Annotated in this window: 21 protein-coding genes and 1 riboswitch; of the genes, 14 read left to right on the top strand and 7 right to left on the bottom strand. The window is 49.3% G+C overall.

Going from position 1 to position 19,921, the window contains the following annotated elements; genetic code table 11:
- The first annotated feature begins 220 nt into the window (after nt 1–220).
- Nucleotides 221–320: riboswitch (TPP riboswitch) on the top strand.
- A gap of 9 nt (nt 321–329) precedes the next feature.
- The 6 genes from thiC (at nt 330) to AWQ24_RS16400 (ending at nt 3,526) form a co-directional block, all read left to right on the top strand.
- On the top strand, nt 330–1,715 hold the full coding sequence (thiC, locus tag AWQ24_RS04280; protein ID WP_065716102.1) for a phosphomethylpyrimidine synthase: 1,386 nt from the start codon (nt 330–332) through the stop codon (nt 1,713–1,715).
- A gap of 100 nt (nt 1,716–1,815) precedes the next feature.
- Entirely contained in the window at nt 1,816–2,712 is an 897-nt protein-coding gene (locus AWQ24_RS04275; protein ID WP_065716101.1) for an abortive infection family protein, read from the top strand.
- Nucleotides 2,682–2,900, top strand: coding sequence for a hypothetical protein (locus AWQ24_RS16205; protein WP_157096828.1), 219 nt, complete (start codon nt 2,682–2,684; stop codon nt 2,898–2,900). Before AWQ24_RS04275 ends, AWQ24_RS16205 begins: the two co-directional genes overlap by 31 nt.
- Nucleotides 2,891–3,100, top strand: coding sequence for a DUF2283 domain-containing protein (locus AWQ24_RS04270; RefSeq protein ID WP_232318867.1), 210 nt, complete (start codon nt 2,891–2,893; stop codon nt 3,098–3,100). Before AWQ24_RS16205 ends, AWQ24_RS04270 begins: the two co-directional genes overlap by 10 nt.
- 70 nt (nt 3,101–3,170) lie before the next feature.
- The gene (locus tag AWQ24_RS04265) at nt 3,171–3,374 is read left to right on the top strand and encodes a hypothetical protein (protein ID WP_065716100.1); all 204 of its coding nucleotides are present in this window, start codon (nt 3,171–3,173) and stop codon (nt 3,372–3,374) included.
- Nucleotides 3,374–3,526, top strand: coding sequence for a hypothetical protein (locus AWQ24_RS16400; RefSeq protein WP_198161511.1), 153 nt, complete (start codon nt 3,374–3,376; stop codon nt 3,524–3,526). Before AWQ24_RS04265 ends, AWQ24_RS16400 begins: the two co-directional genes overlap by 1 nt.
- Nucleotides 3,527–3,574: 48 nt before the next feature.
- Here AWQ24_RS16400 and AWQ24_RS16395 read toward each other — a convergent pair whose 3' ends face one another.
- Nucleotides 3,575–3,802, bottom strand: a complete 228-nt coding sequence (locus AWQ24_RS16395) for a hypothetical protein (RefSeq protein WP_198161510.1) — start codon at nt 3,800–3,802, stop codon at nt 3,575–3,577.
- 185 nt (nt 3,803–3,987) lie between these two features.
- Between AWQ24_RS16395 and AWQ24_RS04255 the strand changes: the two genes are divergently transcribed.
- The gene (locus AWQ24_RS04255; protein WP_065716099.1) at nt 3,988–6,183 is read left to right on the top strand and encodes a ComEC/Rec2 family competence protein; all 2,196 of its coding nucleotides are present in this window, start codon (nt 3,988–3,990) and stop codon (nt 6,181–6,183) included.
- Nucleotides 6,184–6,342: 159 nt separating this feature from the next.
- Complete coding sequence (gene gyrA, locus AWQ24_RS04250) at nt 6,343–8,952, top strand: DNA gyrase subunit A (RefSeq protein ID WP_065716098.1); 2,610 nt, start codon at nt 6,343–6,345, stop codon at nt 8,950–8,952.
- Nucleotides 8,953–9,012: 60 nt separating this feature from the next.
- Here the strand turns inward: gyrA and AWQ24_RS04245 are convergent, their stop codons facing one another.
- The 3 genes from AWQ24_RS04245 to hemE form a co-directional block, all read right to left on the bottom strand.
- Nucleotides 9,013–9,966: an ABC transporter permease gene (locus tag AWQ24_RS04245; protein WP_065717302.1), complete on the bottom strand. Its 954-nt coding sequence runs from the start codon at nt 9,964–9,966 to the stop codon at nt 9,013–9,015.
- A gap of 19 nt (nt 9,967–9,985) precedes the next feature.
- Complete coding sequence (locus AWQ24_RS04240; RefSeq protein WP_065716097.1) at nt 9,986–10,918, bottom strand: isoaspartyl peptidase/L-asparaginase; 933 nt, start codon at nt 10,916–10,918, stop codon at nt 9,986–9,988.
- A 161-nt stretch (nt 10,919–11,079) separates the two neighbouring features.
- Nucleotides 11,080–12,132: a uroporphyrinogen decarboxylase gene (hemE, locus tag AWQ24_RS04235; protein ID WP_012306451.1), complete on the bottom strand. Its 1,053-nt coding sequence runs from the start codon at nt 12,130–12,132 to the stop codon at nt 11,080–11,082.
- A 103-nt stretch (nt 12,133–12,235) separates the two neighbouring features.
- On the opposite strand from hemE, the gene AWQ24_RS04230 reads away from it, so the two are divergent.
- From AWQ24_RS04230 to AWQ24_RS04215, 4 genes are all read left to right on the top strand, one after another.
- Complete coding sequence (locus AWQ24_RS04230) at nt 12,236–12,667, top strand: FYDLN acid domain-containing protein (RefSeq protein ID WP_062432899.1); 432 nt, start codon at nt 12,236–12,238, stop codon at nt 12,665–12,667.
- Nucleotides 12,668–12,715: 48 nt separating this feature from the next.
- The gene (locus tag AWQ24_RS04225) at nt 12,716–14,488 is read left to right on the top strand and encodes an ABC transporter ATP-binding protein (RefSeq protein ID WP_065716096.1); all 1,773 of its coding nucleotides are present in this window, start codon (nt 12,716–12,718) and stop codon (nt 14,486–14,488) included.
- A 61-nt stretch (nt 14,489–14,549) separates the two neighbouring features.
- Nucleotides 14,550–14,768 carry a hypothetical protein gene (locus AWQ24_RS04220; RefSeq protein WP_041443377.1) on the top strand — a complete coding sequence of 73 codons (219 nt, stop codon included), beginning with the start codon at nt 14,550–14,552 and terminating at the stop codon, nt 14,766–14,768.
- Nucleotides 14,761–15,174, top strand: coding sequence for a putative toxin-antitoxin system toxin component, PIN family (locus AWQ24_RS04215; protein WP_065716095.1), 414 nt, complete (start codon nt 14,761–14,763; stop codon nt 15,172–15,174). Before AWQ24_RS04220 ends, AWQ24_RS04215 begins: the two co-directional genes overlap by 8 nt.
- 16 nt (nt 15,175–15,190) lie before the next feature.
- On the opposite strand, the gene dxr is transcribed toward AWQ24_RS04215, so the two are convergent.
- Together dxr and AWQ24_RS04205 are read right to left on the bottom strand one after the other, a co-directional pair.
- Entirely contained in the window at nt 15,191–16,369 is a 1,179-nt protein-coding gene (dxr, locus tag AWQ24_RS04210; RefSeq protein ID WP_012306446.1) for a 1-deoxy-D-xylulose-5-phosphate reductoisomerase, read from the bottom strand.
- Between the two features lie 68 nt (nt 16,370–16,437).
- A complete protein-coding gene (locus AWQ24_RS04205; protein ID WP_065716094.1) occupies nt 16,438–17,076 on the bottom strand; it encodes a class I SAM-dependent methyltransferase in 639 nt (212 codons plus the stop codon).
- A 111-nt stretch (nt 17,077–17,187) separates the two neighbouring features.
- Here AWQ24_RS04205 and dacB point away from each other — a divergent pair, with 111 nt between their 5' ends.
- Both dacB and AWQ24_RS04195 read left to right on the top strand, forming a co-directional pair.
- On the top strand, nt 17,188–18,660 hold the full coding sequence (dacB, locus tag AWQ24_RS04200) for a D-alanyl-D-alanine carboxypeptidase/D-alanyl-D-alanine-endopeptidase (protein WP_065716093.1): 1,473 nt from the start codon (nt 17,188–17,190) through the stop codon (nt 18,658–18,660).
- A gap of 59 nt (nt 18,661–18,719) precedes the next feature.
- Complete coding sequence (locus AWQ24_RS04195) at nt 18,720–19,292, top strand: hypothetical protein (RefSeq protein WP_030007590.1); 573 nt, start codon at nt 18,720–18,722, stop codon at nt 19,290–19,292.
- Between the two features lie 85 nt (nt 19,293–19,377).
- On the opposite strand, the gene ndk is transcribed toward AWQ24_RS04195, so the two are convergent.
- A complete protein-coding gene (gene ndk / locus AWQ24_RS04190; RefSeq protein ID WP_065716092.1) occupies nt 19,378–19,827 on the bottom strand; it encodes a nucleoside-diphosphate kinase in 450 nt (149 codons plus the stop codon).
- Nucleotides 19,828–19,921 lie beyond the last annotated feature (94 nt).

The following is a 19,921-nucleotide window of genomic DNA, read 5'->3' as shown; positions in this document are numbered from 1 at the left end:
ACCCATTAGCAATCTTAACCTGAAAAATTTGTCCATCATTGTAACCAGTTCCGCCATACATCCGGTGATGAATTGTTGATTTTTAGCTTTTTCCCCAGAAAATAGCGATTTTCCAGACTGCGGTCCAAAAATCCTTAAATCTGCCCAAATCCCGTCAGACTCTGATCCCAGCCCCGCCATACTTCCCAAGACTTTGCTAAGGAGTGATGTTAGAATTTATTGCCATAGCTAGGGGTGTCTGTCATAGGAATCAGACTGAGATAGTCCCTTAGAACCTGAGACTGGGTAATACCAGCGTAGGGAAGCTGTTAATAGAGGATTAAAACAATATGAGAGCTGATTGGGTCGCCAAACGGCAAGGTCAAAGTAACGTCTCCCAGATGCACTACGCACGCCAAGGCGTTATCACCGAAGAAATGGACTACGTGGCAAAGCGTGAGAATCTGCCCGTTGACTTGATTCGCGACGAAGTAGCCCGGGGCCGCATGATTATCCCGGCTAATATCAATCACACCAACCTCGAACCGATGTGTATCGGCATTGCTTCGAAATGCAAAGTCAATGCAAATATCGGTGCGTCCCCCAACTCCTCCGAAATTAATGAGGAATTGGCCAAGCTACAACAGGCCGTTAAATATGGCGCGGATACCGTGATGGATCTCTCCACTGGGGGCGGCAACCTGGACGAAATTCGTACCGCCATTATCAAAGCCTCACCGGTGCCCATCGGGACTGTGCCCATTTACCAAGCCCTAGAAAGTGTCCATGGCAACATGGAAAACCTCACGGCCAATGATTTTCTGCACATCATCGAGAAGCACGCCCGGCAAGGGGTGGACTACATGACCATCCACGCTGGGATCTTGATCGAGCATCTGCCCCTCGTAAAAAACCGGATTACGGGGATTGTGTCCCGTGGTGGTGGGATTCTTGCCCGTTGGATGTTGCATCACCATAAGCAAAATCCCCTCTATACCCACTTTGACGACATTATCGAAATCTTTAAGCGTTACGATGTGTCCTTCAGCCTTGGGGATTCTCTGCGCCCTGGCTGTACCCACGATGCGTCTGATGAGGCGCAACTCGCCGAACTCAAAACCCTGGGTCAACTGACCCGTCGCGCTTGGGAACACGATGTCCAAGTGATGGTAGAAGGCCCTGGCCACGTCCCCATGGATCAGATCGAGTTCAACGTGAAAAAGCAGATGGAAGAGTGTTCTGAAGCACCTTTCTATGTGCTCGGCCCCTTGGTGACTGATATTGCGCCTGGCTATGACCACATCACCTCGGCGATCGGCGCAGCAATGGCTGGCTGGTATGGCACGGCAATGCTCTGCTATGTCACCCCAAAAGAGCACCTCGGCCTACCTGATGCAGAGGATGTACGGAATGGCCTCATCGCCTATAAGATTGCGGCCCACGCGGCAGATATTGCCCGTCATCGTCCTGGGGCGCGCGATCGCGATGATGAGTTGTCCCATGCTCGTTACAACTTCGATTGGGAGAAACAGTTTGAACTGTCCCTCGATCCGGAACGCGCCCGTGAGTATCACGATGAAACTCTTCCCGCAGATATCTATAAAACTGCGGAATTCTGTTCCATGTGTGGGCCAAAGTTCTGCCCGATGCAGACCAAAGTTGATGCGGATGCGTTAACGGAACTGGAAAAGTATTTAGCTAGTACTGCCGCCCAAGAGGAACTCGCCAAGGCTTAACTTAATTTCTGTACTTTATATTTTCAGAAGGGTGGTTAGCATAATTGTTATTCCACTCTTCTCTTTTTATATTTAGTCATTCTGATTGTTAGAGAAAAAATTGTATAATTTACTAGTTTCCTCTCAAAAATCTGCTTGGAATGGTGAACCATTTAAGCTCGAATTAAGTCGATGTATACGTGAATACACAACCAGCGAGATCACTCAAAAATATGGCTCGTTTCGAAAAAAAGAGATTGACTCTATTTGTAAATTGCCATGCATTTTTGCCTATGAATCTCGATGCAATCAAGATCCAAAATTTGGATACATCACAAATATCATTGAATTTCAGGGCATGGTAAAAATAGAATATAAAATCGTTGATATTGATAAATTTCTCTCTCATTCTCAACTCTTAGAAAAAAATTTTGAGCTTAAAATTGACACTAAACATTATGAAATGGATAGGACTCATTGGTCAATTAAAGAAGTTGATTTAGACAAAGAGCTTGGCCAACTTAATATTCAGCTTCCACTATTGATGGGAATTCAACCATTAGATAATAATATCTCGACTATTCTTACTAGTTTTGATGGCCAAAATATTCATGCTGCATGGGAAAAGGCTCTTGAACGACGCAATACTGATCCAGAGGCCGCAATTACAATGGCTCGAACATTAATTGAGTCAGTTTGTAAGCATATTTTAGATGAAGCAAATGTTGATTACAATAATCAGGATGAGCTACCTCAACTTTATAAGAAAACTGCCAAACAACTTCAAATGGCGCCGCAAGATTATCAGGAACATACTTTCAAGCAAATCTTCAGTGGTTGCCACTCAGTAATTCAAGGACTAGGAACATTACGCAATCAATTAAGCGATGCTCATGGAATAGGAAAAAAAGCAATTAAACCATCTAATCGGCATGCAGAGCTTGCGGTTAATTTAGCTGGCTCAATGGCTGCATTTTTAATCTCGACTTGGGAAGAACAAGTCTCAAAAGAACCTTAGTTATCGCCAATTATGATCAGATTATTTTTGGTAATGATGGAGCTTTGATGGCCATTCGAGAAATGGAAGCAGGAAAGGTTTTAGTTGTGATTTATAAAGAAAAAAGACCAGATGATGGTTTTGTGATTACTGCATTTCTGACTCGTCGTCTTAACTCACTCAATCAAAGGATTGAAGTATGGTCGTAGTGGAAGAAAGCCTTAGTTATTTAAAGTTTGTACCGTTGTTACAGGATTTGCAGAAGCGTCCCTTGTATCTCTTCTATGACGCTGAAGCAGATGTTCTTTACATCGATTTTTATAATCCTCCGGTGTCGAGTGATGATACTGAATTAATGGATGATGATGTGATTATTCGGTATGGAAAAATGATGAACTTGTGGGGTTAACTGTTCTCCACACAGGCGATAAGTAAAAAAGAAGTTATGATAATTAATATATTTTCTGTATAAAAATACAATGCAAATCCAACTTGATGACAGTAAAACCAAAGAACTCTTGACAGAGATTGTGATCGATCTCTTACAAAATCGTCAGGAAGTTATTCGAGAAATTCTCCTTGATGCCCTTGAAGAAGTGGGACTCGGAAAAGCAATCATTGAAGGTAGACAAAATGATTTTGTGAGCGAAGAAGAGATCTTTACTTTGTTAGATGAAGAATAATGAAAATACTGTTTGAATCTCGCTTTCAAAAAGATCTCAAAAAAATCAAAGATAAAAAAATTCGCCAAAAAGCCAAAGAAGTTATTTTGCAGTGTAAGCAGGCCGGGCAATTAAACGAAATTAATAATCTCAAAAAAATGCAAGGCTATTAGACTTTTTATCGCATCCGGCTAGGTGATTATCGTATAGGTATCGAACTTTCAGAGAATACATTGATTTTTACCCGCTTTTTGCATAGGAAAGAGATTTATCGATTTTTCCCATAGGCCATGAAAGTGGAGTGATATTTTTGGGCTACCTTGGCGATCGCCTTTTTGGGGAGTCAACGGACAACCCTGGTCACGGGTGAGAGAAACAACACTATGACGCGCATCGGGTTTTGCCTTGGAGGTCTTTGCAATGTCAATGCGGATTTTTATGGCGCTCATTTGGGGATGGCTCGCGAAAATCGACGGCAATATAGAGGATGGCCCATTCTTGGTGCTCAACGGCATAGTTATTGATTCACACAAATTTTCTACTCTGAGTCCTTCTACCGTTTCCTCACTAATTCCCATGGATAAAGTCGAGCTAAGCTTGTGGACAAGTTTTTGTACCTTTGCTTTCTTTGCCTATGGTTTTTCAGCGTGGTATCGTCCTCTGTCTTGGATATCTCATTGGTCTTGGTTTAACGGGATTTTGGGGGCCACTGAACCCGCAACCTTCTTTGCTGCAGTGGGGGTTATTGGTTGGGGCGATCGCCTTGGGGACAATCCTCGCAACAATTTTTCTTCCCCGTTATCTCTGGCAAGTGCCGCGCCGCTTCTGGCCGATGCTGGGATTGGTGATGCTGCTGGCTGTCGTTTATAGTCAAGGGCGTCTACCCCGTCCGGCGACCAATGGTCTCTATAGCCTCACCCAAAGTCAGCCCAGTTTATTACAAAGTCCCGTAGAAATCCAAGGGAAAATTTATCGCCCCATCACCACACAAGAACCAGACAAACAACGGTTTTGGTTTCGGGTGCAAAATGTAAACCTAGGGCAAAATGTTGCTTCCCAAAAAGAGAATTTATATGTCACGTTAAGCGGAGATTTTTCTCAATTTAAGCTTGGCGATCGCCTCCAGTTGACAGGGCGTTTATACAAACCCCAACCGCCCCAAAATAAATTTGCCTTCAGTTTTCCAGATTACCTACGCCAAAACAATACTTTTCTGGGTTTTAGTGCTTGGGAAGCGGTATTAATTCGGCGAGAAGAGTCGCTCACAGAAATACTACGCCAACGGATTCAACGGAGCCATCGGGAATTTTTACCAGACAAACCCGCTAGCTTGCTCAGTTCTATGGTGTTGGGACGTCAGACCACCAATTTAGACCCCGAAATTTATGATTTGTGGGTCAAAGCGGGCTTGGCCTACACCGTCGCCGCATCTGGGTTCCATGTGTCGCTGTTGTTGGGGGTCGTGCTGTGGCTCCTACGTGATCAAGAAGAGAAAACACAATTCTATGGCGCGCTGGGAACTTTACTTGGTTACGTGCTGCTGACTGGTTTCCAGGCTTCGATTCTCCGGGCGGCCTTAATGGGGATGGGGGGTTTAGTGGCCCTAGTGCTTGATCGCAAGGTCAAGCCCATTGGTCTTTTGCTAGTGACGGCAACGGTGTTGCTCCTGATTAAACCGCTATGGCTTTGGGACTTGGGCTTTCAACTCAGTTTTCTGGCAACCTTTGGCCTATTTACGACCCTAGAGCCGCTTCAAAAAAAGCTAGATTTTCTTCCCCCAACGGTGGCAACGGCGATCGCCATTCCCATGGCCGCCAGTATTTGGACATTACCCTTACTGGCCTACAAATTTAATGTGATCGCCACCTACTCGATTCCCACCAGCATTGTGCTGTCGCCCGTCATTGGCCTAGTTAGTTTGGGCGGTATGGTCAGCGGTGCTGTCGGTCTATTCATCCCAGAACTCGGTGGGGCGATCGCCTATGGGCTGGGTTGGCCTTTGCGAGGGATGATTTGGCTCGTGGAACAGGTTGTGGCGTTGCCTGGGAGCCAAGCGAGTGTGGCCGCGCTACCTTTGCCGCAACTGCTTGTTTTCTATGGGGTAATGTTGCTGATTTGGCGCTCTCCCTGGGCCCAAAAACAGGCCAGGCCCCTTATCGGCGGTTTACTAATCTTTTTTATTACGGTGCTGGTTTATCGTCACTTCAATACCACTCAAGTAACAATTTTTGGCGATCGCCAAACCCCTGTAATTGTGGCCCAAGCGGGCGGTAAAACCCTGGTAATTAATGTCGGTTCTCCTGAATTTTGGGAATATACCCTCGAACCTTTTTTACGTCGCAGCGGCCTCAATCAAATTGATGGCTTGCTTTCCCTGACGCCCCCCGACCCCGCCGCCCAAACCGTTGATTTTTCCGGTGAACTGCCTATCAAACAGCGTTTTTCACTCCCCCAATCTCCAACCGATAAGGTTACAATCCTCCGCCCCCTCGAACCGAAACGCCTCGGTCCGATCCGCTTGCAACTCCTCCAGGAAGATCTGCATATTTTAGAAATTCGTCTCCAAGGCCAAGCCTTTTATTTGCTCAGTAAACAAACCGCCGACGCCGACTTTATCGCCCAGTGGAATCCGGCCATTCTCATTGCAAAGGCCGCTGATCTCGATTTCAAAATCTGGCAGACCCTCAAACCCCAAAAGGCGATCGCCATTGGTTCTCCCCAGGGTCATTTTTTAGCGCCCAACCGCATCGTTTACTGGAGCGAAACCGACGGCACGATTCAATGGACGCCCCGTCAGGGTCTAAGCAGCCTTGCGCCCAATCTCCCCTAGGCCCAAAGCCTTTTCCTGAGCCAGTTTATGCCCCAAAGACTGTGGTAAAATGGGAGTCTATTTGACCGAAAAAATCCAGTTAAAAAACGCAAAATAATCTTCCTTAACGTCTTTTTCTCTGGTTTTTAACCTTTTTTGACCTAGCGGAGCCGAAATCCTATGACCTCCCCCCAGGAGCGCATTATTCCCACCGATTTAAGCAATGAAATGTCACGCTCGTACCTAGAGTACGCCATGAGCGTGATTGTGGGGCGGGCGTTACCCGATGCACGGGATGGCTTAAAACCCGTACACCGTCGTATTTTGTATGCGATGTATGAATTGGGTTTGACCCCAGATCGCCCTTTCCGGAAATGTGCCCGGGTCGTGGGGGAAGTCCTCGGTAAATATCACCCCCACGGGGATACAGCGGTCTATGATGCCCTGGTGCGCATGGCTCAGGATTTCTCCATGCGAGACCCGCTGATCAATGGCCACGGTAATTTTGGCTCCATTGATAACGACCCAGCGGCGGCCATGCGTTACACCGAATGTCGGCTCCAGTCCTTGGCGACCAATGCCCTGCTGCGGGATATCGAATCAGAAACCGTTGACTTTGCGGATAACTTCGATGGCTCCCAACAGGAACCCGTTGTTCTCCCTTCTCGGATTCCCCAGCTTTTGGTGAATGGTTCTTCGGGGATTGCGGTGGGGATGGCGACCAATATTCCGCCCCATAATCTTGGGGAAATTATTGATGGGGTGACGGCACTCATCCATAACCCTGAGATCACCATCAAAGAATTGATGCAATTCATTCCGGCCCCTGACTTTCCGACGGGGGCACAGATTCTCGGTCGTTCGGGGATTAAAGATGCTTACATGACGGGTCGGGGTTCGATCACCATGCGGGGAGTCGCAGAAATTGAAACACTCCGCCAAAATGGCCGGGAAAAAGAAGCAATTATCGTCACCCAGCTGCCCTACCAGACCAACAAAGCGGCGCTGATCGAACGCATTGCCGATATGGTCAACGATAAGAAAATTGATGGCATCTCTGATATCCGCGATGAAAGCGATCGCCAAGGGATGCGGATCGTCATCGAACTCAAGCGCGATGCTTATCCCCGTGTTGTTTTAAATAATCTGTATAAACACACGCCCCTCCAGGCCAATTTTGGCGCGAATATGCTGGCCCTGGTCAACGGCGAACCCCAGTTGCTCAATCTGAAGCAATTCCTTCAGGTGTTCCTGGATTTCCGGGTGGAAGTGATTACCCGGCGCACCCGCTATGAACTGCGCAAGGCCCAGGAACGGGATCACATTCTCCAGGGATTACTCATTGCCCTCGGTAATCTCGATGCGGTGATTCACTTGATTCGCCAGGCGGCGGATACGGCGATCGCCCGTCAGGGGTTGATGGACGGCTACAACCTCAGCCAAGCCCAGGCCGATGCCATTTTACAGATGCAATTGCGTCGCCTCACGGCCCTAGAAGCGGACAAGATCGAAGCAGAACACCAGGATCTGTTGCTGAAGATTACGGATCTCGAAGATATTCTCGCGCGTCGGGAACGGGTTTACGCGATTATCGAAGCAGAGCTCACCGAAATTAAGACTATCCACCAGAGCGATCGCCGCACAGAATTGGTCTTGGATGATGGTGATCTCCAGGATATTGACCTAATTGCCAATGAGCAAGCGGCTATTTTGCTCACCGAACAAGGCTATATCAAACGCATGCCCGTGGCCACCTTTGACGCCCAAAACCGCGCCACTCGCGGCAAAGCCGCCACCAAAATGAAGGAAGACGATGGCGTCGATCACTTCCTCACCTGCTGCGATCACGACCATGTGCTGTTCTTTACGGAGCGCGGCGTCGTTTATTCTCTAAACGCTTACCAAATCCCCCAGAGTTCCCGCACGGCCAGAGGATTACCAGCCATTCAACTGCTCCCCATCCCGAAGGATGAAAAAATTACAGCGATGCTGGCAGTGAGTGAGTTTACCGAGGATGAATACCTCGTCATGCTCACCCAGAACGGCTACATCAAAAAAACCGCCCTGTCTGCCTTTGCCAAAATTCGCTCGAACGGTCTAATTGCCATTTCCCTCGAAGATGGCGATGAACTCCGTTGGGTACGCCTCGCGCGACAGGAGGACAGCATCATTGTGGCCAGTAGTGAAGGGATGGCGATCCACTTCCAGGCTGACCATAACCAGTTACGTCCCTTGGGCCGTTCTACGAGAGGCGTGCGGGCGATGAAACTCAAATCCGACGATGACAAATTGGTAAGTATGGATATTGTGTCGTCTCAAATTACGGCGGCGATCGCCGCTGCGGATACAGCAGAAGACGAAGACGATAACGAAGAAGTCACCGAAAATGTTGACCAGGGGCCTTGGGTGATTGCCGTAACCACAAAAGGCTTCGGCAAGCGGGTGCCCGTGGGACGATTCCGCCTGCAAAACCGCGCTGGGGTGGGCCTCCGGGCGATTAAATTCAAATCTAAGGCAGATCGGTTGGCTTCCCTGAGAATTGTCAATCCCGAAGATGAACTGATGCTCGTCACGGGGCGCGGCATTATGATCCGTCAGGCTGTGGAGTCGATTTCGCTCCAATCCCGCAGTGCTACGGGGGTCAGGGTGCAGCGCCTTGATGGAGATGATGCGATTGTGGCAGTGGCCCTAGTACCGCCCCCAGCAGAAGAAGACGGTTTAGAAACTGTGGATATTGCCGCCGAGGAAGACAATTTAGACATGGTGGAGGTCACAGCTGAGGAAGAATAACCTCTCCCAAGGGAAAACACCCTCCGCCTACGGCACCTCCCTCAAGGGAGGATTTTTTTGTTACTTAATGCGAGGATCGAGGAAACGGTAACTTAGATCGGCGATCGCATTAAAGATCACCACCAAGGCCGCATAGATAATCGTGATGCCCATGATCACGGGGGTATCGTTGCGGTTAATGGATTCAATGAGTAGCGCGCCGATCCCTGGCACCCGAAAAATTTGCTCTGTCACCAAGGCCCCCGTCACAATGCTCGGCACGTCAATGGCAATCAGGGTGACAACGGGAATCAAAGCATTGCGCAAAATATGTTTGCGGAGCACGGCAAATTCCCCCAAGCCCTTGGCATAGGCCGTCCGCACATAATCCTGGGGCAACTCTTCGAGGATTGCATTGCGCACAAACCGAGTCAAAATCGCCGTTTGGTACAACGCGAGGACGGTGATCGGCAGGATCGATTGCTGGATCTGCTGCCAAAAACTCTGAAAATCATTAACCACCAGGGTGCTGTTGTACAGCGAGGGGAGCCACTGCAATTTCACGCTAAAGACAATGATCGCCAGCAAACCCGTGAAAAAAGTGGGCAGAGAATACCCCAAAAAAGCAAAGGTGGTGGCCAGTTGATCCAAAAGAGAGTTGCGGCGCAGGGCAGAGATAATCCCCAGGGGTAAGGCGATCGCCACACTCAAACCGTAGGCAAGACCCACTACCCAGAGGGTCGTCGGTAGGCGTTGCCAAATCAGACCCAGCACAGGACTTTTACTCGTAAAAGAATAGCCCAAATTCCCCTGGCACAGCGCCCAGAGCCATTTGACATAACGAAGATAAAAGGGCTGATCCAGGCCCAGTGATCGCCGAATATTTTCCCGCACCTCAGCCGTGATCGCCGGATTATTCGCAAATTCACTGAGGGGGTCCCCCGGTGCCAAGGCCAAAATTGTGAAAATCACAAAACTAATGGCAAGCAATGTCCCCAGGGCGATCGCCAGACGTTTTAGAAGAGCACGCATCACCATCGGCCTCCACTCTTCCCTAAAGACAACCGACCCCCGGTTCCAGTTGCCATTCCAGAGTATCCCCCACAGCAGTACCGTCGTGGTAGGCCGCCAAGAGCACTTCGCTGGTTTTTCCCCAGACAATATTGCCCCCGGCATCCAAGGCGATCGCCCCCAGATCCCGTTTATTTACCGTTGCTTCCTGGATTGATTTTTCCATGGCGGTTGGCAAACTTAAACCATCCGTGACCCGAATAACCACCTTCGCCGCAAGGCATTCGTCAATAATGTCTTCCCCAATGCCCGTGCAACTGACCCCAGCCACCTGGGTCGCGTAATTTCCCGCAGGCATCGCCGAATCACTCACCCGACCAATCCGCTCTAAACCTTTCCCGCCCGTAGAGGTAGCCGCTGCAACCCGACCATTTTGATCTAAGGCCACCACCCCAATGGTGCCGCGCCGCGCCATTTCATCCTCGGCGACAACCCCGGCCATACTACTGCGAAAATTTCCCTTACGTTCTTCCAGCCATTCTTCGAGGCGTAAATCGGTCAGAGGATCATGAATGGGGAGCTGTAGTAACCGCACCATCTCTGCCGCACCAACATCGGACAACACCCGATCATCTTCCGTTTGCAACGCCTGGGCCACTTCGATGGGATTTTTAATGCGGCCCACATTAATCACGCCGCTAAACTTTTGGGCCGTACCATCCATCAGGGAAGCGCTCATGCGAATTTGACCATCGGACTGGAGCACTGACCCTGTACCTGCATTGAAACGCGGCTCATTTTCCAATAATTTTGCCCCTAGGATAACGGCTTCCACAGCACTGCCGCCCTGTTCTAAGAAGTCATAAACCTCTTGAACAATCCTGTGGAGCGACTCCCGTACGGCGATTAAGCCCCCTTTTCCCTTGAGGGAACTGCCGGCCCCACCGTGAATAATGAGTTTTGGTTGCACTGTCATCCCGCTGATTCCCCAGAATTTTTAACTAAAAGCAAACGCTAGGAAATTCTATCGAGAAATGTCGGCCCTGCCTACGGTGTCAGCCCAATTCCCCAAAAAAAGCGCCCTAGGATTTGACTCTCCTAAAACGCTTTTTCTGAATGAAGGAATGGCTTTAAAACCTAGAGGAAACTCTGGACGTTCTTACAGGTTTCAAAGAAGAAGCGGACATTATCTTCAGGGGTGCCAACGAGAACACCATGGCCAAGGTTAAGAATATGTCCCCAATTGCCGGCTTTACGCACGGTGTCAATGATCCGCGCTTTGATGAAGTCCTGGGAACCAAACAGCACACCAGGATCAATATTGCCTTGGACTTTCATGTCTTTACCAAGGCGCTGGCGGGCATCGGCCATATCCACCGTCCAATCGACGCTGACGATATCGACACCAGATTTACCCATGCGTTCTAGGACACCGGCACTGCCACTGATGTACAGAATCAGCGGGAAGTCTGGGTATTTTGCTTTGACTTTGTCCACAACCCGTTTTTGATACGGCAGGGCAAACATATCGTAGTCTTGGGGACTGAGTTGGCCCGCCCAAGAGTCGAACATTTGGATCACCTGAGCCCCACATTCGATCTGGTAGCAAACATAATCGGCGATCGCATCGGCAATTTTTCCAAGGAAACTGTGCAACACAGCAGGCTCAGAAAAAGCCATATTTTTGATGATGGCGTAGTTCTTTGAACTCTTACCTTCAATGGCATAGGCAGCTAGCGTCCAGGGGGCACCGACAAATCCCAGTACCGTCGAGGCATTGCCCACTTCCTGGCGGAGAGTGCCAAGGATTGTTTTGATAAAAGGCAAGGATTCTGCCGGATCAAAGGGGGTCATGGCATCGACCTGGGCCTGGGTGCGGATCGGGTTTTCAATGATTGGCCCTTTGCTTTCGATGATGTCGAAGGGAATCCCCATCCCTGGTAGGGGAGTGAGAATATCCGAAAACATAATTACACCGTCAGGCTGGAATGCATGCCAAGGTTGGAGCGAAATTTCGATGGCGAGATCAGGATTTTCAGAACGTTCCCGGAAGCTCGGGTACTTCTCCCGCAGGTCGCGATAAATTTTCATGTAACGTCCGGCTTGACGCATCATCCAAACCGGTGTCCGCTCAACTTTTTCCCCCCGTGCAGCCCTCAATAAAAGAGGTGTATTATTGCTTTCCGACATGATTTATTAAAATAATTTTTGTGCATTTGTAAGCTTATCATCTCGGTTTGTGAAATAAACTTGAGGCACTATCGTAAGCAGTTAACAATTATTAAGAAATATTGTGAACGATCCTTTCTCTCGTAATATTCAATTCTCTTCTTCGGGCCTCGGCTGTTTTTTGACCTTTATTCTGATCGCGGCGTTACTGACTTCGGTGGGCCTCGGCTGGGTTGTCAACGGGTTTATTATTCTCATTCTGCTCATTCCCGTGGCGATCGCCTTGGGGGTGGTGGGCTTCCAGTGGTGGCTCAAGCGCAATTTGGTAGAGGCAGATTGTCCGGTCTGTGGCTATGAATTTACGGGTTTAAACAATTCCATGGCCCGCTGCCCTAGTTGCGGTGAAGTGGTGCAAATTACAGAAAAGAAATTCCAGCGCCAGACCCCTGAGGGGACGGTAGAGGTAGCCGCCGTGGAAGTGGACGGGCCGCAAGGAACGGATAACGCCGACGCTAAAACGGTGGATGTGCAGGTGCTAGAGCCGGGCGAAGATTAAACAGAACAGGTTATGATCTTTTGGGTATTGGCTTGATTTTCTTTGAGTATGTCCCATCCGCTAACCCGTTTATTCCGCTATGGTAGTCGCTACCGCAAACAGATCAATTTGGCGATCGCCTGTTCCGTTCTGAATAAACTCTTTGATCTGGCGCCTCCGGTGCTAATTGGGGTGGCAGTGGATACCGTAGTACAGCGGGACAACTCCTTTGTGGCCCAGTTTGGTGTCACCAGCATCATCGGTCAATTGGTCGTCATCGGCATTTTGTCTTTCCTAATCTGGAGTGCCGAGTCCATTTTTGAATATTTCTACCAACGTCTGTGGCGCAATTTAGCCCAAAAAATGCAACACAATCTCCGTCTCGATGGTTACGGCCATTTGCAGGAACTGGAGTTGGGCTACTTTGAAGAACGCAGCACCGGGGAGCTATTGGCCCTGCTCAATGACGATGTGAACCAGTTGGAACGCTTTCTCGATGTGGGCGCCAACGAAATCTTGCAGGTGATCACGACGGTGATTTTGATTGGAGGCTTATTTTTCTACGCGACCCCCTCAGCGGCCTGGATGGCGATGGCGCCGATTCCGATCATCATCTGGGGTTCTGTGGCATTTCAGAAAAAGTTGGCTCCCCGCTATGCCGATGTGCGCGAAAAGGTAGGGGTACTCAGCTCGCGCCTATCCAATAACCTCAGCGGCATCACGACTATTAAAAGCTTTACGACGGAGCATTACGAGCTAGAACGGCTCCGCTTTGACAGTGATGCTTATCTTCAAAGTAATGAGCGGGCGATCGCCTTAAGTGCCGCCTTTATCCCCTTGATCCGGATTGCGATTTTGGCTGGGTTTACGGCGATTCTCTTTTTCGGTGGATTGCAGGTGGAACAAGGAGCTTTGGCTGTGGGTACCTACAGTGTTTTGGTATTTATGACCCAGCGGTTGCTGTGGCCCCTGACCCGCCTGGGGCAAACGATGGATCTTTATCAACGGGCGATGGCTTCGAGTAACCGAGTCTTTAATCTCCTCGATACGGAAGTGCAAATTCGTTCTGGGGAGGTAGCCCTGCCCACCCATACGGTCAAAGGGGAGATCAAACTCAACAATATTTCCTTTGCCTACTTTGAGCGAGCGCCGGTTTTGCAAGATTTTTCCCTCCACATTCCTGCGGGGCAAACCATTGCGATTGTGGGGGCGACGGGTTCTGGGAAAAGTACGATTGTGAAATTGCTCCTGCGTTTCTACGAAATTAACCAGGGACAAATTACTGTCGATGGCCTTGATATTCGCGATATCTATCTCAAGGATTTGCGGCGCGCCATTGGTCTAGTGAGTCAGGATGTGTTTCTGTTCCATGGCACCGTGGCGGAAAACATTGCCTACGGCAATCCCGATGCAACTCTCCCAGAAATTATCCAAGCCGCAAAACTTGCGGAAGCCCATGATTTCATTGAAACCCTACCCCAACAGTACGACACCATCGTCGGGGAACGGGGGCAAAAATTATCCGGTGGCCAGCGGCAACGCTTGGCGATCGCCCGCGCCATTTTGAAAGATCCGCCCATTCTGATTTTGGACGAGGCTACTTCTGCTGTGGACAATGAAACCGAAGCGGCGATCGCCAAATCCCTCGAAAAAATCACCCAGCATCGCACCACTATTGCGATCGCCCACCGCCTTTCCACGATCCGCCATTCCGACTGCATTTATGTGATGGATCAAGGCAAAATTGTTGAACAAGGCACCCATGAACAACTCCTTGATCGGCAGGGTTTATACTACAGCCTCTGGCAGGTGCAAACTGGTGCAAAATTACCTGCATTCTAGGTACAATCCTGTGAGCTTGGTCATTGCCTCGCCAAAAATTCGTTACGTCAGGTCATATTCAATGGAAACAATCACCATTCAAGTCGAGTCTCATCTCGCCGAGGCCTATCAACAGATTGATCCTCAAAAACAACGGCAAATCCAAGCATTGCTGAATATTTTTCTTGCCAAAGCAATTAACCCCAAACCACTCCTAGAAGTCATGGAAACGGCGAGTCAGCAAGCTATTGCCCAAGGCATGACACCGGAGATTTTAGAAACAATTTTGGCGGATGAATAAATGCCGCATCATTATTGATACAAACGTACTTGTCAGTGCTTTGGTTTTCTCAAGTTCCAACTGTATGGAAGTTGTAACTTTCGCTCAAAAACAGGGCATTATCCTGACGTCTTTAGATGTTTTGTCAGAATTAAGTGAGGTTCTCAATCGACAAAAATTTGACCGTTATCTGACCAGAGAAATCAGAGACGATTTTTTAACAAGCTTGGCACTAGCCTCTGAAATTGTTCCCATCATCGAAAAAGTTTCGGTCTGCCGCGACCCCAAAGATGACAAATTCCTTGAACTCATTGTCAACGGCAAGGCTGATTTTCTCATCACAGGCGATCAAGATTTACTCGCTCTCCATCCCTTTCGAGACGCTTCCATTCTTACCGTCCAAGACTTCCTGCAAGCTGTTAACTAAGGAATTTGATTTGGCCTTAAGCTAATTGTGGCTGTAATTCAAGAACAGCTTGTCTGGCCCATTGATCTGCCTGCAAAATGTCGTCTAGGGTCGGGTTTGTCTTGTTGTCGTTTTGGTGGCGATCGCAAACCTTTTCGATGAGACGAGGGATATCGAGGAATTCAATTTTTTCTTCGAGGAAAAGGGCCACAGCTTGCTCATTCGCTGCATTTAAAACTGCTGGCATCGATCCCCCGGCCCGTCCCGCAGCATAGGCCAAATTCATGCAGGGATATTTATGGTGATCCGGTTCCCGGAAGGTAAGATCGCCGGCCTTCACGAGGTCAAATTGCTCCCAATCGGTGTGAATGCGTTCGGGGTAGGAGAGGGCATAGAGCAGGGGCAAGCGCATATCAGGCCAACCCAACTGGGCTAAAACCGAGGTATCTTGCAGCTCGATTAGGGAGTGGATGATGCTCTGGGGATGCACCACAATGTCGATGTCGTCGTAATCTTTACCAAAGAGATAATGGGCTTCGATCACCTCTAGACCCTTGTTCATCAGGGTAGCGGAGTCGATGGTAATTTTTTGCCCCATGGACCAGTTGGGATGTTTCAGGGCATCTTTGACAGTGACGGTGGCCAATTTTTCCACAGGCAGATCCCGGAAAGCGCCCCCGGAGGCCGTGAGAATAATCCGCTTTAAACCTCCTTCAGGCACCCCCTGGAGACATTGGAAGATCGCGGAATGTTCGGAGTCAGCGGGCAGTAGTTTCACGCCATATTTTTCGATTAAGGGTAAAACCACTGGCCCCCCAGCGATCAGGGTTTCTTTGTTAGCAAGAGCAATGTCTTTGCCGGCTTCGATCGCCGCAATGGTCGGTAAAAGTCCAGCACAGCCCACAATCCCCGTTACCACGCTTTCGGCATCACCATAACGGGCCACTTCGGCGATCGCCGCTTTGCCAGCGATGATTTGGGGTTGGTGTTCTAAATCTTGAAGGAGAGATTTTAGTTCGGGTAAAAGGCTTTCCTGGCTGGTGGCAACAATCTCTGGGTGGAACTCCCGCACCTGTTCGGCCAGCAGTTGAATGTTACGCCCAGCGGCCATCCCCACCACGCGGAATTTATCGGGGTGCGATCGCACAATATCGAGGGTTTGCGTCCCGATTGATCCGGTGGAACCAAGGATAGAGATGGCTTTAGCGTTGGTCATGATACTTGTTTGCGTGAACCCGTTTGTTGCAGACAATCATCTCATAATCGGGGCTTCGTGGGGACGACTTAAGGGGCGATCGCCGCTGGGATTTCCTCGCTTTTCTGGAAAATCGTGAGTAAAACGCCGAACATCAGATAATGGTGCGCCACGGTTTCCAGGCCAACCCGTTCTCCCATGGCGGTTCGTTCTGCCCGGGAATAGAAACGCAATCCCCCAGGCGAAAAGGGAAAACCATCCCCTTGGCACAATTCTCCTTTGCCATAATCCGCTAGATAAAATTGGCCACCCGGCTTGAGCACCCGCTGCACTTCCCCTAAAACCGTTTCGGGGTTCAGGTAATGTAAAAAACTAATGGTATTAAACGCTGCGTCAAAGGTATTCTCCGGAAAAGGTTGCGCCTCGGCATTCCCCTGGACAAAAGAAAGGCGATCGCCATGGATATTTTTCCGTTGGGCCTGGGCTAACATTTCTGGAGATAGATCCAACCCCACCCCCGTTAATTCTGGATAAAGCTTGCCGAGTCGTTTAAATAATTTGCCCGTCCCACAACCCAGGTCGAGCACATGGCCATCTCTGGGGAAATCAGCATAGGTGAGTAACCGCTTATGGACAGCCTGGTAAAAGGGCGTGGTCAATAAAATGTCGTAATTTCTCGCCCAGCGGTCAAAAAAAGTCTGCTTCCGTTGAAAAAATTGTTCGCTCATGGAGATTTAGCCCAAGAAAACCACAAAGATCCTTTTCGCAGTGTACCGAAGCCCACCAAAAACGGCAGTATAGTAGGACAAATGCGCCCTGACCGTTGACGAGGAGAAAAAATGGGGAAAACACAATTTCAACCAGTAAGCCAGATCCTCGCCCTGGTAAGTTTAGCGACCCTGGCTTTTAGCCCCCAAAGTCTGGCCCAATCCCAAAAGACCTGCGATCTCTCTGGCACTATTTCTCAGATCCTCCAGCGTCCAGAACAGCAACAAACCCAGTGGGGCATTGCGATCCAAGATCCCCAGACCGATAGTTTCTTATTTGAGCACCAAGTCGACACTTTTTTTGTGCCAGCTTCTAACCAAAAACTCCTCACCACTGCCGCTGCCCTCACCGACTTAGGCGCAGACTACCAATTCCAGACGCCCATTTCCCTCGTTCGGCATATCCACGGAGAAGTTCGTTATTTGGTGATTGAAGGTCAAGGAGACCCGACCCTAACCACGGCAAAGCTCCGCACCGCCCTCGAAGAACTTAAAAACCAAGGGATTACGGATGTGGGAGAGGTCATTATTATTGATAGTCCACCGTCCGCAACCCTGTCCCCCACCTGGGAATGGTCTGATTTACCTTGGTATTATGCAACGGCTGTAAATCAGCTTATTCTCAATGAAAATGTTGTCACTGCCACTGTGACGCCCGGAGCCGTGGGGAGTCGCGCCCGTGTCACTTGGTCGGATGCGATCGCCGCCCGCCAATGGCAACTGGATCACCAACTTTTTACAACCCCAGAAGGCGCAAATATTCCCCCAGAACCCCGCCAAACCTATGGGACAAATACCCTCACCCTCCGGGGAGAACTGGCCCCCGATGCACCACCAAGGCAATGGTTTTTATCGATTCCAAATCCTGGCCGCTATGCCCTCGAAACGGTGCAAACTATCCTGCGCAGTCAAAACATTACTTTCAAAGGAGGCCGGGTCATCGACACCGATATCCAGTCCCTACTCCCTGATCCACTCAACAAAGAAAGCCTCCTCTACAAAATTGAACCACTCACGGCGATCGCCTCTGAGCCCTTGGCTGAAATCCTCAAAACCACCAACCAAGACAGCAATAACCTTTTTGCCGAAAGTCTCCTGAAAACCCTTACTACCGCTGACCGAGACCCAGAAACAATCCTAGAATCTATTGGGGTCAATCCTGCCACCTACCGATTGCGGGACGGCTCTGGTCTTTCTCGCCATAACCTTGTCACTCCCATGGCCTTAATTCAAACCTTGGACGGTATGCTGACCCATCCCCAGGGGGAAATTTACTGGAATTCTTTGGCGATCGCCGGCCGCACAGGCACTCTCCAAAACCGCTTTCAAGATACCCCAGTAGAAAACCATTTCTTTGGGAAAACAGGCACTATGACCCACGTTTCTGGCCTCTCTGGCTACCTCGATCTACCCGATGACAGCACCTTATTGGTCAGTATTTTGGCGAACCAAACCGGCCAATCGGCCCGAATTACCCGTCAAGCCATTGATGATGTTGTCGTCGCTGTCCATGATTGGCACTCCTGTTCCACGACCCAGCCATAACCTCCGCTGTTGATCGAGTACAAGGCGAATATTCAATTTTTCCGATTCAAGTTGCAACAATGACCCCAGACGCCATCTCCGCTACCCTCACTGAATTTTTTCCCGACGCCAAAATTAACCACACAGACAACAAAACTTGGAAAGTACACAAATCCCAAGCTCGGTTTCACCTACTGGTGAGCCTGTCTAGTGATGGTCAAATGCTGCGGATCTTTGTACCTGTCGCGTCCCAGGACGACGCAGAACCCTATTATGGCCAGTTGCTCGAAAGTAACTTTAATGAAAATAAACTCGTCCGCTACGCCCTCAACCAGGGTTTACTTTGGGGCGTATTTAAATATCCCTTAGAACAACTTGACACCGCCATTTTCCAACAGGTGTTAACAGAAATGGTGGCTTTACACCAACAAAATCTCAGTCCCTTTTTTAATCAACTGGCCGAAGATAAAGTGCGAGAAATTATCCGTGCCGCCAAGTCCCAGGGGCAAAGTATCGAAAAGACGATGCAAACGATTACCCGGTTTTACCAAGAAGGGATTATGGGGGGCCTCGACCAAGAACCCAGGGAACAACAGCGGGCTTTATTGGCTTGGCAGCACCAATTAGAACGGCTCTGGGATGAAGAGGAATAGCCACGAAAAAACCCCGTTAGGGTTGAACGAGGTCTTGGAAAAAATTAAATTGCCAAAATTTGCTTGGAAACCAAACAGATTGGATTTATTCGTAGAGCCAAGCTTTGGTGGCGGGTTCCCAGTTGGCCAATTCAGATTCAGAGAACCAGAGGGCAATTTCACTGGCAGCGGTGTCGGGGCCATCGGAACCGTGGATCAGGTTACGGCCAATGTCCACACCGAAGTCACCCCGGATTGTGCCGGGTTCTGCTTCGAGGGGGTTGGTGGCACCGATGATTTTCCGGGCGGCGGCGATCGCCCCTTTCCCTTCCCAAACCATGGCGACGACGGGGGCAGAAATAATGAATTCTACGAGGCTACCGAAGAACGGTCTTTCTCTGTGAACGCCGTAGTGCTGCTCTGCTAATTCGCGGGAAACAGAAACCAATTTTAGACCGACGAGCTTAAAGCCTTTTGCTTCAAAACGATGGATAACATCGCCGACCAAACCGCGCTGAACACCGTCCGGTTTAACCATTACAAATGTGCGTTCCACAGAATTCTCCTTTGGACATATACAAAACCACAGGTCAGCGTAACATAAGTTTTACCCTTCGTTGCGCCTAAAATGGAGTGGGCGATCGCCTTTA

Origin of the sequence: Picosynechococcus sp. PCC 8807 (genome assembly GCF_001693295.1) — a bacterium.
Classification (GTDB): Bacteria; Cyanobacteriota; Cyanobacteriia; order Cyanobacteriales; family MRBY01; genus MRBY01.
This window is presented reverse-complemented; position numbering and strand designations above follow the sequence as displayed.

What these genes read in the sequence shown, in the direction of transcription:
- AWQ24_RS04265 (WP_065716100.1), top strand. Translation starts at nt 3,171, where the DNA reads ATGCAAATCCAACTTGATGACAGTAAAACCAAAGAACTCTTGACAGAG.
- gyrA (WP_065716098.1), top strand. Translation starts at nt 6,343, where the DNA reads ATGACCTCCCCCCAGGAGCGCATTATTCCCACCGATTTAAGCAATGAA.
- AWQ24_RS04255 (WP_065716099.1), top strand. Translation starts at nt 3,988, where the DNA reads ATGGTTTTTCAGCGTGGTATCGTCCTCTGTCTTGGATATCTCATTGGT.
- hemE (WP_012306451.1), bottom strand. Translation starts at nt 12,132, where the DNA reads ATGTCGGAAAGCAATAATACACCTCTTTTATTGAGGGCTGCACGGGGG.
- AWQ24_RS04205 (WP_065716094.1), bottom strand. Translation starts at nt 17,076, where the DNA reads ATGAGCGAACAATTTTTTCAACGGAAGCAGACTTTTTTTGACCGCTGG.
- thiC (WP_065716102.1), top strand. Translation starts at nt 330, where the DNA reads ATGAGAGCTGATTGGGTCGCCAAACGGCAAGGTCAAAGTAACGTCTCC.
- dxr (WP_012306446.1), bottom strand. Translation starts at nt 16,369, where the DNA reads ATGACCAACGCTAAAGCCATCTCTATCCTTGGTTCCACCGGATCAATC.
- AWQ24_RS04195 (WP_030007590.1), top strand. Translation starts at nt 18,720, where the DNA reads ATGACCCCAGACGCCATCTCCGCTACCCTCACTGAATTTTTTCCCGAC.
- AWQ24_RS16400 (WP_198161511.1), top strand. Translation starts at nt 3,374, where the DNA reads ATGAAAATACTGTTTGAATCTCGCTTTCAAAAAGATCTCAAAAAAATC.
- AWQ24_RS04270 (WP_232318867.1), top strand. Translation starts at nt 2,891, where the DNA reads ATGGTCGTAGTGGAAGAAAGCCTTAGTTATTTAAAGTTTGTACCGTTG.
- dacB (WP_065716093.1), top strand. Translation starts at nt 17,188, where the DNA reads ATGGGGAAAACACAATTTCAACCAGTAAGCCAGATCCTCGCCCTGGTA.
- AWQ24_RS04220 (WP_041443377.1), top strand. Translation starts at nt 14,550, where the DNA reads ATGGAAACAATCACCATTCAAGTCGAGTCTCATCTCGCCGAGGCCTAT.
- AWQ24_RS04215 (WP_065716095.1), top strand. Translation starts at nt 14,761, where the DNA reads ATGAATAAATGCCGCATCATTATTGATACAAACGTACTTGTCAGTGCT.
- AWQ24_RS04225 (WP_065716096.1), top strand. Translation starts at nt 12,716, where the DNA reads ATGTCCCATCCGCTAACCCGTTTATTCCGCTATGGTAGTCGCTACCGC.
- AWQ24_RS16395 (WP_198161510.1), bottom strand. Translation starts at nt 3,802, where the DNA reads ATGAGCGCCATAAAAATCCGCATTGACATTGCAAAGACCTCCAAGGCA.
- AWQ24_RS04240 (WP_065716097.1), bottom strand. Translation starts at nt 10,918, where the DNA reads ATGACAGTGCAACCAAAACTCATTATTCACGGTGGGGCCGGCAGTTCC.